12 protein-coding genes, 1 tRNA gene and 1 pseudogene are annotated in these 14,374 nt (G+C 60.4%); 8 read left to right on the top strand and 6 right to left on the bottom strand.

The window, feature by feature from the left end; all coding sequences use genetic code 11:
• Positions 1-23: 23 nt before the first annotated feature.
• Positions 24-1,004: a CBASS cGAMP-activated phospholipase gene (locus QX010_RS10530; protein WP_316179289.1), complete on the bottom strand. Its 981-nt coding sequence runs from the start codon at positions 1,002-1,004 to the stop codon at positions 24-26.
• Between the two features lie 190 nt (positions 1,005-1,194).
• On the opposite strand from QX010_RS10530, the gene QX010_RS10525 reads away from it, so the two are divergent.
• From QX010_RS10525 to QX010_RS33045, 4 genes and pseudogenes are all read left to right on the top strand, one after another.
• Complete coding sequence (locus QX010_RS10525) at positions 1,195-2,343, top strand: CBASS cGAMP synthase (RefSeq protein ID WP_316179287.1); 1,149 nt, start codon at positions 1,195-1,197, stop codon at positions 2,341-2,343.
• A complete protein-coding gene (locus QX010_RS10520; protein WP_316179285.1) occupies positions 2,273-4,015 on the top strand; it encodes a ThiF family adenylyltransferase in 1,743 nt (580 codons plus the stop codon). The genes QX010_RS10525 and QX010_RS10520 overlap by 71 nt, the downstream gene beginning before the upstream one ends.
• A 2-nt stretch (positions 4,016-4,017) precedes the next feature.
• Positions 4,018-4,497: a Mov34/MPN/PAD-1 family protein gene (locus tag QX010_RS33050; RefSeq protein WP_410051938.1), complete on the top strand. Its 480-nt coding sequence runs from the start codon at positions 4,018-4,020 to the stop codon at positions 4,495-4,497.
• A gap of 87 nt (positions 4,498-4,584) precedes the next feature.
• A pseudogene (locus QX010_RS33045) lies at positions 4,585-4,872 on the top strand (hypothetical protein); the annotation flags it as partial.
• On the opposite strand, the gene QX010_RS10515 reads toward QX010_RS33045, so the two are convergent.
• Both QX010_RS10515 and QX010_RS10510 read right to left on the bottom strand, forming a co-directional pair.
• Positions 4,845-5,111, bottom strand: coding sequence for a conjugal transfer protein TraD (locus tag QX010_RS10515; RefSeq protein ID WP_316179283.1), 267 nt, complete (start codon positions 5,109-5,111; stop codon positions 4,845-4,847). The pseudogene QX010_RS33045 and the gene QX010_RS10515 sit on opposite strands and share 28 nt — an antisense overlap.
• Position 5,112: 1 nt before the next feature.
• Complete coding sequence (locus tag QX010_RS10510) at positions 5,113-5,439, bottom strand: conjugal transfer protein TraD (protein WP_316179427.1); 327 nt, start codon at positions 5,437-5,439, stop codon at positions 5,113-5,115.
• Between the two features lie 171 nt (positions 5,440-5,610).
• Between QX010_RS10510 and traA the strand changes: the two genes are divergently transcribed.
• The 4 genes from traA (at position 5,611) to QX010_RS10490 (ending at position 11,251) form a co-directional block, all read left to right on the top strand.
• Positions 5,611-8,622: a Ti-type conjugative transfer relaxase TraA gene (gene traA, locus QX010_RS10505; RefSeq protein ID WP_316179282.1), complete on the top strand. Its 3,012-nt coding sequence runs from the start codon at positions 5,611-5,613 to the stop codon at positions 8,620-8,622.
• Between the two features lie 117 nt (positions 8,623-8,739).
• Positions 8,740-8,955 (top strand): AlpA family transcriptional regulator, encoded by a 216-nt coding sequence (locus QX010_RS10500; RefSeq protein ID WP_316179280.1) that lies wholly within the window; start codon positions 8,740-8,742, stop codon positions 8,953-8,955.
• 218 nt (positions 8,956-9,173) lie between these two features.
• Positions 9,174-10,121, top strand: a complete 948-nt coding sequence (locus tag QX010_RS10495; RefSeq protein ID WP_316179278.1) for a hypothetical protein — start codon at positions 9,174-9,176, stop codon at positions 10,119-10,121.
• Between the two features lie 131 nt (positions 10,122-10,252).
• The gene (locus tag QX010_RS10490) at positions 10,253-11,251 is read left to right on the top strand and encodes a DUF4238 domain-containing protein (RefSeq protein ID WP_316179276.1); all 999 of its coding nucleotides are present in this window, start codon (positions 10,253-10,255) and stop codon (positions 11,249-11,251) included.
• A 242-nt stretch (positions 11,252-11,493) separates the two neighbouring features.
• On the opposite strand, the gene QX010_RS10485 is transcribed toward QX010_RS10490, so the two are convergent.
• The 3 genes from QX010_RS10485 to QX010_RS10475 form a co-directional block, all read right to left on the bottom strand.
• On the bottom strand, positions 11,494-11,730 hold the full coding sequence (locus tag QX010_RS10485; RefSeq protein ID WP_316179274.1) for a helix-turn-helix transcriptional regulator: 237 nt from the start codon (positions 11,728-11,730) through the stop codon (positions 11,494-11,496).
• Between the two features lie 954 nt (positions 11,731-12,684).
• Positions 12,685-13,920 (bottom strand): tyrosine-type recombinase/integrase, encoded by a 1,236-nt coding sequence (locus QX010_RS10480; RefSeq protein WP_316179273.1) that lies wholly within the window; start codon positions 13,918-13,920, stop codon positions 12,685-12,687.
• Between the two features lie 161 nt (positions 13,921-14,081).
• Positions 14,082-14,171: transfer RNA gene (locus QX010_RS10475), tRNA-Ser, on the bottom strand.
• Positions 14,172-14,374 lie beyond the last annotated feature (203 nt).

Here is a 14,374-nt window from a genome sequence, read left to right as displayed (position 1 = left end):
AACTAATGACCGCCGCCTGCAGTCTAGCGATGAAACGACGGCTCCGGCCGGCGGTAAGCCAGCATCTCGATGACCTTCGGATTGTTGCTCAACGACTGATAGCAGCCTTCCGCCATGCCGAGCAGGGTTTGGCGGCGACTCGCCGTCGCAAGATCCAGCCCGAGATCGGCAGTTTGTTCGGGCGACGGCTGCTCGTCGAACCTGACGTACCGGTCGCCAAGCTGGTGCTTCAGCATGAAGTCGACCAGTTGCTGCTGCGACGACAGGATAGTGGAAACCAGCCGACTGTTTTCGAGCCAAAGTTTCTGCCCGAAATCCCGGCCGAGCGAGCTTGGCAACGAGAACTTGCTCGTCGTGGTGCCGACGCTGAGGACGCTGATGTCCTCCATCTTCTGATCCAGGAAATGAACCGCTTCATGGACGGCGCACATGTCCGGAGCATTGGCGACCACGCCGCCGTCGATGAAGTTGCTGTTTTCGACGCGAGCCATCGGAAAGTACAACGGGGCCGCCGCGGTCGCCATCGCGACATCCACCGCCGATAGCTTGTAGTCGTTCATGTAATTCGGATGATGCGCCGTCTTAAACATCTGGACGCTACCCTTCGTCATGTTGACAGAGGGAATTAGAAGCCGCGTCCGAGCGTCGCCGAGCCTAGTTTCCTTGCCGAGGATGGCCTCGATCCTATCCCGCAGCACCGTCCCGTCGTATTTCGGACGACACCATTGCGAGTAGATAGCCCTGTACTTCTCCAATCGCGACCGGGGTGGTTCGCCCCGGGTGAAGATTTCCTCGCCGTGGTCGAGAAACTTCGTGCGGATCGATCCGGCACTCTTGCCGAGGGCAAGTCCGAGGGCAATTACGCCACCGATCGACGTGCCGGCGATCAGGTCGAAACATTCCGCCAGCGGCCTTCCCGCCTGCTCTTCGAGCTTTGTGAGGATCGCGATTGTGAAAAGGCCCCGATAACCGCCCCCGCTAAGTGCAAGTATCTGAAAAGTCATCGCAATTCCTCAGAATGCAATATTCCCGGACCTACCGTTGAACCAGGGAAATCGTTTTCCCATATGGATGTTCGATTTATGTTCTGCAACATTTTAGCGACTCAGAGTAGACTTCGATAACCGCGCGGTTGTGCGACATGGGCTAAGCCCATTTCAAATCCTCCCTCGGTTTGATGAGGGAAAGGATTCGATGGCCAACATATCCCGACTACTTCACCGCCGCGGAGAAACGCCGTCGTTCCTCAGCAACCTTGAGATCACTGAGGAATGCCACGCCGAGTTGAGAGCCGCGCGGACCAAGATCCGACAGTGCCTGCGAGGCGAGTTCGTCAAGGGCAGCAAGGCCGACGTCGGCTTCACGGTCCGGCCACGCTTCTTCACTCAAGGTAGCTTCGCGTACAAGACGATCAACGATCCGGCGTGGACGCCGCCACAGCAGATGGACCTGGACGACGGCACATATCTACCGATGACTTTCGTGCAGGGCGCGAAGCCATCGGTCGCCGCAGCCGCCTTCTTCGCAATCGTCGACCGGGCGCTGCAAGCTTTGGCGAAAGCCGAAGGCTGGACCTTCGTCAGGAAGCCGACATGTGCACGGCTGATTATATCGGAATATGCGCACATCGACGTTCCGCTATACGCCATCCCCGATGCTGAATTCGAACGGCTGGAAAAGGCCGCGCAGTCCAGAGCTTTCGACGGAGCTTTCGAGGCGCGGGCGGACAGCATCGACCGCTGGGATGCTCTACCATCCGACTGCGTGCTGCTGGCTCATCGCGAGGAAGACTGGGTGGCTTCGGACCCGCGTCAGATCAACGACTGGTTCGTCGAGGCCGTCGTCGTTTATGGCGAGAGGCTTCGCCGGATCTGCCGGTATCTGAAGGCCTGGCGCGACCACAACCAGCCTCATCTCGACCGAGTTTCCTCGATCCTGCTCATGGTTTGCGCCTGGCGGGCGTTCGACGATTTTGGCCGGTCGAACGTTCCTGACCGGGACGACGCGGCGCTTCTGCTGGTCGCCCGGCGCCTCCCGGTGCTGCTGGCCGGCCCGGTCGAGAATCCCACGGACCCTGACGAGAAGATCGACAGCCGCCTCGGCGATGCGGACAGGCGCGCAGCGATCAAGGTGGCCGAAGGCCTCGCGGCCGACTTGGCCTGGATTGTCGAGAAATGCTTCGACCCGCAGGAGGCCGTCATCCGACTGAAGGACCTGTTCGGCGAACGCATCCCGAGCCGCCCGGATCTGGTCGACGTTACCAAGGCTGCCCATGCTGAAGTGCGGTCGCATGAGCGCAGGATCTCCGCCGCTCCCGTCGTCGGCAAGTCCACAAGTGCCTGACAAGCGGACGCGATCCGTTCGAGCCGTTCACGACGCGCTACGGCAACGCCAGTTCGTGCGAGATCATTCAGGTCCAGGTCTACGCTACAGAGGTGTTTTCGACGAAACGGGACTGAGGATTCCGGTGGTGGTCACCGTGACCGACCTGGATTTCGTCACGCCGCCGGTCATCCGACTCGTCGACCCCGAAGCCGGGTCCAAGGGTCAGATTCCGCATGTCCTGCGGTCGGACGGCACATTCTGCTATCTGGACGGTAAAGCGATCGTGCTCGACAGATACAGGCCCGCCGAAACGATGATCCAGTGCCTCGAACAGGCCGACAAGGTGCTGCGGGACGCCGTCCGCGGGCGCCTCGACGAAGATCTGATCGGCGAGTTCGGCGCCTATTGGGCCGACGGCACCGTGCTGATGGATCTGCCGCCGACGTTCGAGGGCGACGCGAAGATTCAGATCCTGAGGTTCGACCGCCGTTCCGGCCGCGAGACGATCTTGGTATCCAACGGCGCCTCCCGCTTGCTCGACCTACACACTCGAAACGGAGGCAAGAAGCCCGAAGGAGTCCTCTGCCCCGTCCTACGCGTGCCGGCGCTGTCGTTCGATCCGAAACAGTCCTGGCCACCCAAGAACCTTGCGGAATTGAACTCCTGGATGAAGGCCGCCGCGCCTTCCGCGGTTGGGGCGGTCGAAGAAGCGTTCGCCCGCTCCCAAGAGTACCGGCAGTGGATCTGCCTTTCGGCTCCAAACGGGCGCTTCTTCGTGTCGGCCGAGATCGCCCCAGCATACAGGACGCCGGAAATTCTAATAAATCGCCGCGCCCATCTCCGTGAGACGCTCCAATATCTTCAGGGCGCCGTGAAGATCTCTGGCTATGTCGGCATACCGGTGGACCAGGAATACGTTTTCTCTAGGAACATGGGCGCGATGACCAATCTATCCGGCAAGAGGATACTCGTGGTCGGGTGCGGCGCGGTCGGAAGTTTCCTCGCGCAGAACCTCGCGCAAAGCGGCGCTGGTGCCGAAGGCGGGACACTCACCTTGGTCGATAACGACAAGCTGAAGGGCGCAAATCTTGGACGGCATTTGCTGGGAGCGCCGTATCTCGATCGGAACAAGGCCGACGGCTGCGCAGACCTGCTTCGCGAACAACTTCCGTATCTCGAGATCATCAGCATCTCCCGCTCGATCATGAGCGACATCAGCCTTCTCCGCAGGCAAGACTTGGTGATCGACGCGACTGGCGAGGAATCGCTGTCCATCGCCATCAACGAACTCGCCGTGAACGGCCGTCCGAACTTCCCGCCGATCCTATTCGGCTGGTTGCAGGGAAACGGCGCCGCCGCCGTTGCCTTCCTTGCCGGGGACCCCGACCTTGCCTGTTTCAAATGCCTGAAAGTCGAACTAGCCGGCCAACCCAGATTCCGGATAATGCGTAGCGAGGTTCAGATCGAGACGGGACGCAATCTGGCATGCGGCGACGCTCACTACATTCCGTTTCCGGTCTCGCGGGCGACGATTTCGGCGGGTCTGATTTGCGACATGGCGCTCGATTGGGCGAACGGCGGCGCTGGCGCCAAGTGGCGATCGATCACGCTCGACCAGCGTCGTGCAAATCACCGCAAGGACGGAAATCCGAAGCGCATCAAGACGTGCCCAGCATGCGGTAACATCTGACGATGATTTTCCTTACGGGCGGTCATCTAGTGATCTTCTCGGATGAAGTCGTCGCCAAGATGACGCGTTTCGTCGCGCCCCCTGAATCGAACTTAGAGGCGGGTGGCATACTGCTCGGATGCCATCGCGGTCCTCACGTCGAGATTCTGGAATGCACAGTGCCCATGCGCCAAGACCGGCGTAGCAGGTCAGGTTTCGTTCGCCGGGACCCAGGCCACCAGCGCGTCGCCCTCGCGGCTTGGCAGACAAGCAGCCGCACGGTAAATTTTGCTGGCGAATGGCACACGCATCCCGAAGAAAATCCAATCCCGTCACGCGTTGATCGTAATACTTGGGCTCAACAGATGGCTCGGCGTAGGAGTGATCCGCTTGTTTTCGTGATCGCCGGAAGCGGGACCGTCTATTGCGGCTTAGGTCTCGAAGGTCATCTGACAAGGATGAACGTCGTGGCGACCACGCCCGGCGGCACTGGCAGGCTCTAAGCCGCTCTATCTCGCAACTGACTGCACCGACCTTGATCCGCTGAACGCGGATCATGCGCACACGATCCTGAGCGGCTAGCGACAGTAGTCGAGGGTACCGAGTTGCTGCGTACCCATGTCGGTGACGCTCACAGCCGCAAGCGCAGTTCCAGGAGGATCGATCGCGGGATCGCGAGCCTTGCGATCCATTCGGCTGGCACAGTCGCGCTTTTCCCGATCGAGACGTGGCAGAGAAGATATCCGCCGCAGTTACTCAAGCGGCACAACGTCGGCCGAACAAAATTCGCAGATTGGGCGCACGTCGCCTCAGGCACGCCCGTGGCTCAGTTGACACACTATGTCGCCCATCAACGACGAAGTACAGGACCAATCTGATCAGTCGGGCCGTGAGGCGCCGACTCCGCCTCGAATGCTTGCTTCCCCTTTGCTAGCCACAGCGCTCGCGCCTGTTCGCGCTGATCGCCTTTAAGCTTGTCGGCCATCCAAAGCAGCGCGCCAAGGATGGTGGCGCGATCATCGTTGGTCAAGTCCACGATACCGGCTTTGACGACGAGGCCACCAAGTTCGATGAGATTCCGCGTGCGTTTGCGGCGCTCGACCTGCCACGTACGCATGTCACGCCGTGCCTTTGCGAATTGATGTCGATTGCGCATTACCTGGTTGCGCCAGAGGGCCGTCCGGGTTGCGGTCAGTCCTTGGAGCAATTCGCCGCGTCCGGCTTTGAAAGAACGCGGCCCCGCGCTTGGCCCATGCCTCCCCTTTCCCGGCCTCTTTCGTCTCGACTAGGACGATCAGCGCGCCGGCGAGTTCTTCAGCGCTGAGTGTGTCCGCTCCAGTGGCGATGACCAATTCGCCGAGCTGACGCACCTTGCGAGTTTTCAGCCCACGCGCCTTGTCTTCGAGTGCCTTTAAGTCTGCGTCGAAGTCCCTTGGTTTGCGCATCGTCGCCTCCATGAGTGTCGATGGAGAAATGATAGTTGAGCACCAGGCACAATGCTGCAGGGTCATCGGGACAAACTGAGACGAGGTAATCCCTCCCGAGATTTTTTCGAGGGAGGGCGCGCTTATACGTCGTTCCGACGTGCGCTTCGCTGTGTCAGTGATTCGATCGCGATGGCGATCTATCACCTTCACGTCAAGGTCATTGGCCGGAAGGCCGGGAGCAGTGCGGTGGCGTCGGCCGCCTACCGCTCGGGCTCGCGGCTGCGCGACGAGCGGCTTGGACGTGATCAGGATTTTTCTGCCAAACGAGGTGTCGTTCATTCCGAGGTGATGCTGCCAGACAACGCGCCGCTAGCATGGAGCGACCGCGAGCGGCTCTGGAACAATGTCGAAGCGTCCGAGGTCCGCAAAGACGCCCAGCTAGCGCGGGAGGTCGAGTTCGCCCTTCCACGCGAGCTGAGTGAGGCGCAGGGCATCGAGCTAGCCCGGGAATTTGTTCAGGGCGAGTTCGTGGGTTTGGGCATGATCGCCGATCTCAATGTGCATTGGGACAGGGCCGAGGACGGACTGCCCAAGCCCCATGCCCATGTCATGCTGACGATGCGCGCGGTCGACAAAAGCGGCTTTGGCCAAAAGGTGCGGGACTGGAACCGCACCGAGCTGGTGGAGCGCTGGCGTGAACGCTGGGCGGAGCTTTCCAACGAGCGGCTGGCCGAGCTCGACATCGACGTGCGGATCGACCATCGCAGCCTGGAAGCCCAGGGCATCGCGCTGGAGCCGCAAAGCCAGATCGGCGCACCGGCCAAGCGTATCGAGGGTCGGGGCATCGCAGGCGAAGGCGGTGAGGCGGACCGCGCCGAGATGCACCGCGAGATCTCGCGAAACAACGGTGCGCGGATCATCGCCGATCCCTCCCTTGGACTGGACGCCATCACCCAGCAGCAATCGACCTTCACACGCCGGGACCTGGCAAAGTTCGCGCATCGACATAGTGACGGGCTCGACCAGTTCAACGACGTCATGGGCGCGATGCAGGAAGCGCCCGATCTGATCGAACTCGGCAAGGACGCCCGCGGCGAGGACCGGTTCACCACCCGCGGAATGGTCGAGGCAGAGCAGCGCTTGTATCGCGCTTCAGAGCTGCTGGCGGACCGAGAGTACCACAAGGTCCGTGAAGCGGACCGCGAGGCCGCTTTTGCGCGTGCGGAAGCGCGCGGCCTGGTGCTGTCGTCCGAGCAGGCCGAGGCGCTGGCTCATGTCACGGACCGACGCGGTCTGAGCGTCGTGGCGGGCCATGCCGGGACGGGAAAGAGCGCGATGCTAGGGGTGGCACGAGAGGCCTGGGAAGCGGCAGACTTCGAGGTCCGTGGTGTGGCGCTGTCCGGCATTGCAGCCGAAAACCTCGAAAGCGGATCGGGCATTGCGTCGCGCACGATCGCCAGCCTGGAGCATGGCTGGGGACAGGGCCGTGATCTGCTCAAATCGAGCGACGTGCTTGTCGTCGACGAGGCGGGGATGGTCGGCACGCGGCAGCTCGAGCGCGTGCTGTCCCATGCCGCCGAGGCTGGAGCCAAGGTGGTGCTGGTCGGTGATCCGCAACAGTTGCAGGCCATCGAAGCCGGCGCGGCGTTCCGGTCAATTTATGAGCGTCACGGCGGTGCCGAGATCGGCGAAGTGCGCCGTCAGCGAGAGGACTGGCAGCGCGGCGCCACACGCGATCTGGCGACTGGCAAGGTGGGCCACGCGCTTGAGGCGTACCGCGCCCACGGCATGGTGCATGAGGCCGAGAGTCGCGATCAGGCGCGCGGCGATCTGATCGATCACTGGGATCGCGACCGGCAGTCATCACCGGATCGGAGCCGGATCATCCTGACCAACACGAACGACGAGGTCCGCATCCTGAACGAGGCAGCGCGCGAGCGGATGCGGGCAGCGGGAGATCTCGGCGACGAGATGGGGGTGACGGTCGAGCGCGGCGCGAGGAACTTTGCCAGCGGGGATCGCATCATGTTCCTGCAGAACGAGCGCGGCCTTGGCGTGAAGAACGGCACGCTTGGAACCGTCGAGCAGGTCAGCGCCCAATCCATGTCCGTGCAGACCGACGATGGCCGATCCGTGCGCTTCGACCTCAAGGATTACAATCGGCTCGACCACGGCTATGCGGCGACGATCCATAAGGCGCAGGGCATGACGGTCGACAGCGTCCATGTGCTGGCGACGCCCGCCATGGATGCCCACAGCAGCTATGTCGCCTTGTCGCGGCATCGCGACGAGGTGGACCTGCATTATGGTCGCGATGATTTTGCCAATGCGGACCGGCTCACCCGCGCCCTGTCGCGCGACCGCGCCAAGGATATGGCCTCGGATTATGAGCGCGCCGATCCGGTCCAGAGATATGCCGAACAGCGCGGGATCACGTTCCGCGATCGCGTGGTCGAGATTGTGCGCAAGATCGTGCCGGAGAAGTTGCGCGAGATGTTCGACGGCCTGCGCTCGCCTGCAGATGCCCTCGGGCCGGATGGCGGACGCAAGCCGGAGCAGGCATCGCCGGAAAGGGAAGCGGGGCAGACGGGAGCCGACCGGCGCGACATCGAAGCGCCGGAAAGGCAGGTGGCTGAAGAGCCGGGCCAGGAATTGCGTCGCTTGCGCACTCGGGCACTCGTCCGCCATGCCCGCGCAGTCGATGCCATCGTCACAGCGCAGGAGATGGGCGGCGCGGCTACACCTGCCCAGGTCAAAGAGCTGCAGAAGGCTCGGCAGGCCTTCGAGCAGGTGCGACCCTTTGGCCCACATGACGCGGAGTCAGCCTACAAGCAGAACCCCGAGCTGGCCCGTGAGGCCGCCGGCGGACAGGTCGGGCGCGCCGTGCGCGCACTCCAGCTCGAGACCGAGCTGCGCACCGATCCAAGCCGCCGCGCGGACCGCTTCGTGGAGCGTTGGCAGAAGCTCAGCCAGACCAGCCAGCGCCAGTATCAGGCTGGTAACATGTCCGGCTACAAGGCCACCCGCTCTGCGATGGGCGACATGGCCCGAAGCCTCGAACGGGATCCGCAACTGGAATCCGTCCTCGCCAGCCGTAGGAATGACTTTGGCATCGCCTTCGAATCAGGTCGCCGTATCGGTCAGGCACTGGCCTTCGCCCACGGCATCGATCTCGGCAGAGGCCGTAGCATCGGAATTTGACCCATCCTGTTTTTCGCCGGCTCTACGCTACACTCGGCAACATGCAAGATCCTGTTGTCCGCATCTAACTGTTGGTCTGTCTGGTTGCAGAAGCATCCAGCAAGAGGCAGCGCGGCCATGCGCGAACCAGAGCGTATCATCCGTCTAAAAGCCGTCCTCACCAGGACCGGACTCTCCCGGTCCACCATCTACCGAAAGATTGCGGAGGGTACATTCCCCGCGCAGCTCAAAATCAGTATCAACGGGTCCGGCTGGCACGAATCCGAAATCAACCAGTGGATCGCAGATCCCATCGGATGGCGTCCGATTGACGGAACCGATGAGGTCCCTTGAGGTCCACGGCTGCCATCGGTCGGCTCCTGGATCTGGCCCGTCCACGTGCTTTGTGAAAGCGGATCGACCGGCTTTCTGCGGTTTAGGCGGGGGTCAGGCGCCAGAGTTAGGACCTGTGAATAGTGTGGGATCAGGCAACCAGGCTTCAGAACATATACGGAACATGATATAGTTGGGTGTAGTGCCGAGTCGCAACCCAACTAACGATAGGAGGTTGAATGTTGAAATCGCAGGCGCGCTCAACGCGGCGCCACTGGGAAACGTTGACCGATGACCAGCTCCTCGAAACGGAGCTAATGACCGACGACCCCGAAAGCCTACCAAACCTCGTCTATGAACTTCCGGCCGGCGACGAGGAGCCGTACGTGGAATACAAGTACGATCTCCGAAAATCCGAGAGGGAGATGTTTTCCTGCGTGCACGGCCATCATCAACACCTTGCGGGCTTCGTGATGCGCAAGGGCGCGTCTCGCTTCTTGGTCGGCTGGATGTGCGCCAAGAGCATCTACGGCGAAGACTTCGAAAAATACACCGCCGACTTCGATGCCGCGGTCAGTCGACAAGATGCGCTCAGGCGCGTACTTGAGATCAAGGCCGCCATAAATCCATTTGTTGAGTATCTGAACGCGATCTCAAACTCAGATGTGTTCAAGCACTTCAATAGAGTCCGCGGTCAGCTTGAGACTCAGATGCCCTGGGTATTTGATGTACTGCCTGCGGCTGCGTCGATTGACCGTCACATCATAGGAGCCTCGCTTCCGAAGAGATTGTGTGCGCCCGGCCTTGATGTTCGCCAAGAGTACACCCGCCTCATGGCAGACTTCGCTGCTACGCAAATCATGCTCGCCGGAGAACCTGAAAAGGCCGCAAAGCTGATTGGACTCATCCGCACGAGGATGGAAGGACTCGCGAAGCGGATGGAAGGAATCCTCGACACAATCCGTGAGGTGGAGACGTTCTTTCAACCTGCTGTTTTAGCTGCGATCTGCAAGCTTGCCAACGAGCATGACAACCCAAAGCGTCGAAAGTACGAGGCAGGCCTGTTATCGATTACCTGCAAGCGGGATCGTGATAAGACCGTCATCACAATGCCAAAGGGGTTTGAGCTTCCGTCTCCACGGCCCCTCGAAGCATTCCGGTCGGCATTGGCCGGAGTAAATGTCTAAGCAGAGTAGGAACGACTCCTCGTTTTCGGGAAATCCACGAAGGTTAGCTCCGCACTCAATATTTCGACTATTTTCGATTGCCACGAGAATACTGCAGCATGTCACCTGAACGCGATTGAGGAGCGTAGATAGTGACTGACGCCAAAGCTGTAGGACCGCGCAAGCATCACTACGTGCCGCAATTCTACTTGCGTGGGTTCGTTGACGAGAAAGGCAAACTACTCGTCACCGACCGCGCCAGCGAGAAGGTCTTTCGAACAAACCCCGCTAACGTCGCCGCTCAGCGTGACTTCAACACTATTGAGGGCAAAGATCCCCACGCGGTCGAAAAAGCGTTGTCCGAGTTTGAGGGCAAGGTAGCGCCAGCCCTTGAGCGAATCAAACAAACCAAGTCGCTTTCAAACGCTGAAGACCGCAACGCTTTGATGAACCTGATCTGCAGCTTGGCCATCCGCAACCCGCGGCAGCGCGCCACGATCAACGACTTCACCGCCGAGGTAATGCAGATGATGCTCGAAATGGCTGTCGCAACGAAGGAACGGTGGGACAGTCAGGTAGCGCAAATGAAAGCTGAAGGTGTGTGGGACCAGAAAGAGAACATTAGCTTCGAGGACATGCAGACCTTCGTGAAGGAAAAGAATTATACCATAGGACTAAAGCAGGACTTCAATATCGAGGTGGAGATTAAGCAGCACGATCGTTTACTGCAGCATATCTCCGCCCGGAAGTGGCAGATGATCACCGCAAAGCAGGATTCGGGTGGTTTTGTTACTACCGACGTTCCCGTTACGCTACGCTGGTCCGACGATAAGGATCACGGCATGTTTGGACCGGGGTTCGGGGTCGCTAGCACGACGGTCCTCTTTCCCATCTCTCGCGACATCTGCTTGCTTGGCAGGTTTGAAGGCGAAGAAGACACCATCAAGGGTGACCTATTTACGGTCGGCCGCATCAACTCCGAAATCATCAGCAATACCCGCAATCAGGTTTACTCAAGAGATCACAAGTTCAATTATATGCGACCCTTCCCGCAGGAAATCGGCAGCGGCTCTACGCTCATACAAGACAAGAATTTCCTGAACGCGGGGAGGTCAGAGACGCGTAAGATCGTGCCGCTGAGGACCAATTAGCGGCGAACAGACAATGCACTTCAGACGGCCTTCCTTCTCGCGTTGCTGGCTCTCGATCGACCGACCTCAGGAGGCTCGGGGCACCACTTTGAGACCGCGGCTTCTTCCGCGAAGTCAACCGACAACACCAAGTCGGAGCGGAATTTCATTCAATGAGTAAGAGCGCCGAGGGTGGAGCCGTGCTACCAAATGTATCGACAAGAAAGCTGCGTCGATCATTTCGCGCTGACGCGCCGTAAAGTTCACTTGCGGCTCAGTTTCCTCACCACGTCGACCGGATCGAACCCCAGGATCTTCCCCAGCTCGATCAGCTCGACGACGTCAATTCGACGCTGGCCAGATTCCATGTGGGTCACCCAGGACTGGTAGACACCCATCTTTTCAGCCAGATCGACCTGTCTCATCCCCGCAGCCTTCCTGTGCTCGACCAGCATGGTGGCAAGCTTCTTCTGCAGCGGTGATGTTACCGTTTTCGGCATCCTGGCCTCCCGAGGGGGCCAGAGACATAAAACGACTTTTCAGATACCGATAAATTCGGTATTCTACGGGAACGACTCTATTTCCTTTCCGGAGTCTCCAATGAGAATGCCGACTTTCGTATGCAGCGGGTGGCTGCGCCGGCTACGCTGGCGCACACCATGACCAGTAAGCGCAACTTCCCCGGAAATCAGTGTTCAAGACGAATGGGCAATGTATCGTCAGAGCAGGCGGTGAATTCCACGACCTCTCCGAGAGCAAAGGAACTGGCTCCTCGGAATGAGTCCTCAGCGGATCGGAGGATCCCAGCTGAACAACTTGGGCCCGATTTCGCGCTTGTCCAGCTAGACACGGCCTTCGTCACGCTCTTGTTGGAGATTTCCGCGATCGAATCCCAGCAGGATGATAATCGGGAGCCGCCAGACGCGGAGAACGTTCGCTTGGATGAGGCCAGCCGAACACAGAAAATCGAGTCGGTCTTGGCTCGCTTGGCCCCGATTGAGCGGGCTATTGTGTTTACGCCGGCGCAGACGATCGTAGGTCTGGGCATAAAGGCTCGCCATGCAGCCTACGTAGTGTCAGAGCATTGGAATGTGCCTGTCGATCAAATGGAATGGGATGCCCGATCCGTTCGCCTCCTGATTGAAGCAGTCTGCGATGTTGCCGGCGTTCGGTTGCCATTTTCGAGCGAGGCGTACGATGCCTGTCTTAACGGTCTGAGAGGCCCAACTTTCTGACGGCCCGTCGCACGAGAGCAATTTGTGGCTCGTTTGCCTGTGCGCTTCGGATCGAGACCACAAGCATGAACTAAACCGATCCCGATGAATACGCCGCTGCGGAGGTAGGTTCCGCACACAGCGCTTGTTCCAGCTGCCGATCGCTAGCTTCAGCGCGGCGCCGCGTGCGAACTGTATCGGCCAATTTTGGCGAGCGCCATCCAATCGATGGGGGGCAATTCAGGCGCGAATTGAGATGATCTTTTGATCGGCGCCGCCACTTGAGGCACAAAATGTTGCCCAATCCGACATCAACGCTTTTCGCTTATCGAACAGGTCCCCTCGGCGGTAAGCAGCCTCGACCTTACTGCTGATCGTATGGGCGAGTGCCATCTCGACCACTTCGTTCGGATGGTTTGTGCACTCGGCGGCCCAGTCACGGAAGGTCGAGCGGAAGCCATGGGCGGTCAGGTCCGATCGTCCCATCCGGTCTAGCAGCGACAGCATGGCCATGTTGCTGAGCGGATTATCGCGCTTTCCACCCGGAAACAGATACACGCCACCCTGCTCCTTGCGCAGCTTCTCAACCATGGCGAGCGCCGCGACCGACAACGGAACGCGGTGCTCCTTGGAGGCCTTCATGCGTCCGGCCGGCACCGTCCAGACGTTGTCTTTGATTTCTTCGGGTCGTGCGCCGATCACCTCTCCGGTGCGCGCGGCCGTGAGGATCAGGAATTCGAGCGCACGTGCTGCGACACCCTCTTGGGCCCGCAGGGCGGTCATAAATGCGGGGACCTCATCAAAGGGCAAGGCGGCGTGGTGCTTGACCTTGCGCACCTTGGCACGTGCCGGCAGCAGCTTATCGAGATGGCCACGCCACCGAGCTGGATTTTCACCTTGGCGAAAGCCGCGCACGGTCGCCCAATCGAGCACGGCTTCAATCCGGCCTCGTAGCCGCGACGCAGTTTCGGGCTTCTTCGACCACAGTGGCTCGATGATTTTCATGACTAGCGCTGTGTCGATGGCGTGAACCGAGAGCGAACCAATCACCGGCTCGGCATAGGCTTTCAGCGTCGAGCTCCATTGTGCCGCGTGCTTGGCGTTGCGCCAGCCGGCGCTGTGAGCCGCGAGATACTGCTTGGTGCACTCCTCGAAGGTGAGCGCGGCGGCGGCCTTCAGCGCAGCTTGGGCGCGCTGCGCTCGTCGCGCCTCGATCGGATCGATCCCTTCGTAGACCTGCCGTCGATACTCGGCTGCCTTCGCCCGCGCTTCGCCCAACCCAAAGATCGAGAAGGAGCCAAGGCCCATTTCGCGGGAGCGGCCGCGAAGGGTGAAGCGGAAGATCCAGGACTTGGCAGGGGTGCTTTGGCCGTCGCCCGTGACCTGCAGATAGAGGCCGGCGCCATCGGCGTACATACCGGGCTTCTTGACCTTGATTACCTTCAGTGCCGTCAGGCGGCCCACCAGATGCGCCATCTCTGCCTCGCAGCCTTACCCACGATGCTACCCACATCCTGCACGCGCATACCCACGTTCTGGGGCGAACCCGCGCGGACGCCGGAAAGCATCAAACGCCAAAATTGCGGCGATTTTTCAGGGGGGTGGCGGACGATAGCGAACAGATGCGAACGCTGGGATGGCGGAGAGAGTGGGATTCGAACCCACGGTACGGTTTCCCGCACACACGCTTTCCAAGCGTGCGCCTTAAGCCACTCGGCCATCTCTCCGGCGGCCCTCTCTTGGCGGGGTCGGCGGCGTTTTGCAAGCCGGGCGGGGGCCTCGGCGGCAAATTTCCCCCAAATCGCTGATAAAAATCATCAATCCGCCCTGGTTGCGGGCTCGATCTGGCATCGCCCCCGCCCGGCCGGCCCCACCGTGAACCGGCCGGGCGGACGGCACGACCACTGATTTGCGGCCTCGATCCGGCTGC

The sequence above is a fragment of the Bradyrhizobium sp. SZCCHNRI1009 genome, from assembly GCF_032487575.1.
In the GTDB taxonomy this organism is placed as follows: domain Bacteria; phylum Pseudomonadota; class Alphaproteobacteria; order Rhizobiales; family Xanthobacteraceae; genus Bradyrhizobium.
The sequence above is the reverse complement of the archived record's forward strand: the minus strand, read 5'-3'. Positions and strand labels throughout refer to the sequence as shown.

Coding starts and splice junctions, on each gene's coding strand:
- traA (WP_316179282.1), top strand. CDS start 5,611: ATGGCGATCTATCACCTTCACGTCAAGGTCATTGGCCGGAAGGCCGGG.
- QX010_RS10510 (WP_316179427.1), bottom strand. CDS start 5,439: ATGCGCAAACCAAGGGACTTCGACGCAGACTTAAAGGCACTCGAAGAC.
- QX010_RS10485 (WP_316179274.1), bottom strand. CDS start 11,730: ATGCCGAAAACGGTAACATCACCGCTGCAGAAGAAGCTTGCCACCATG.
- QX010_RS33050 (WP_410051938.1), top strand. CDS start 4,018: ATGATTTTCCTTACGGGCGGTCATCTAGTGATCTTCTCGGATGAAGTC.
- QX010_RS10500 (WP_316179280.1), top strand. CDS start 8,740: ATGCGCGAACCAGAGCGTATCATCCGTCTAAAAGCCGTCCTCACCAGG.
- QX010_RS10530 (WP_316179289.1), bottom strand. CDS start 1,004: ATGACTTTTCAGATACTTGCACTTAGCGGGGGCGGTTATCGGGGCCTT.
- QX010_RS10525 (WP_316179287.1), top strand. CDS start 1,195: ATGGCCAACATATCCCGACTACTTCACCGCCGCGGAGAAACGCCGTCG.
- QX010_RS10480 (WP_316179273.1), bottom strand. CDS start 13,920: ATGGCGCATCTGGTGGGCCGCCTGACGGCACTGAAGGTAATCAAGGTC.
- QX010_RS10515 (WP_316179283.1), bottom strand. CDS start 5,111: ATGCGTACGTGGCAGGTCGAGCGCCGCAAACGCACGCGGAATCTCATC.
- QX010_RS10495 (WP_316179278.1), top strand. CDS start 9,174: ATGTTGAAATCGCAGGCGCGCTCAACGCGGCGCCACTGGGAAACGTTG.
- QX010_RS10520 (WP_316179285.1), top strand. CDS start 2,273: ATGCTGAAGTGCGGTCGCATGAGCGCAGGATCTCCGCCGCTCCCGTCG.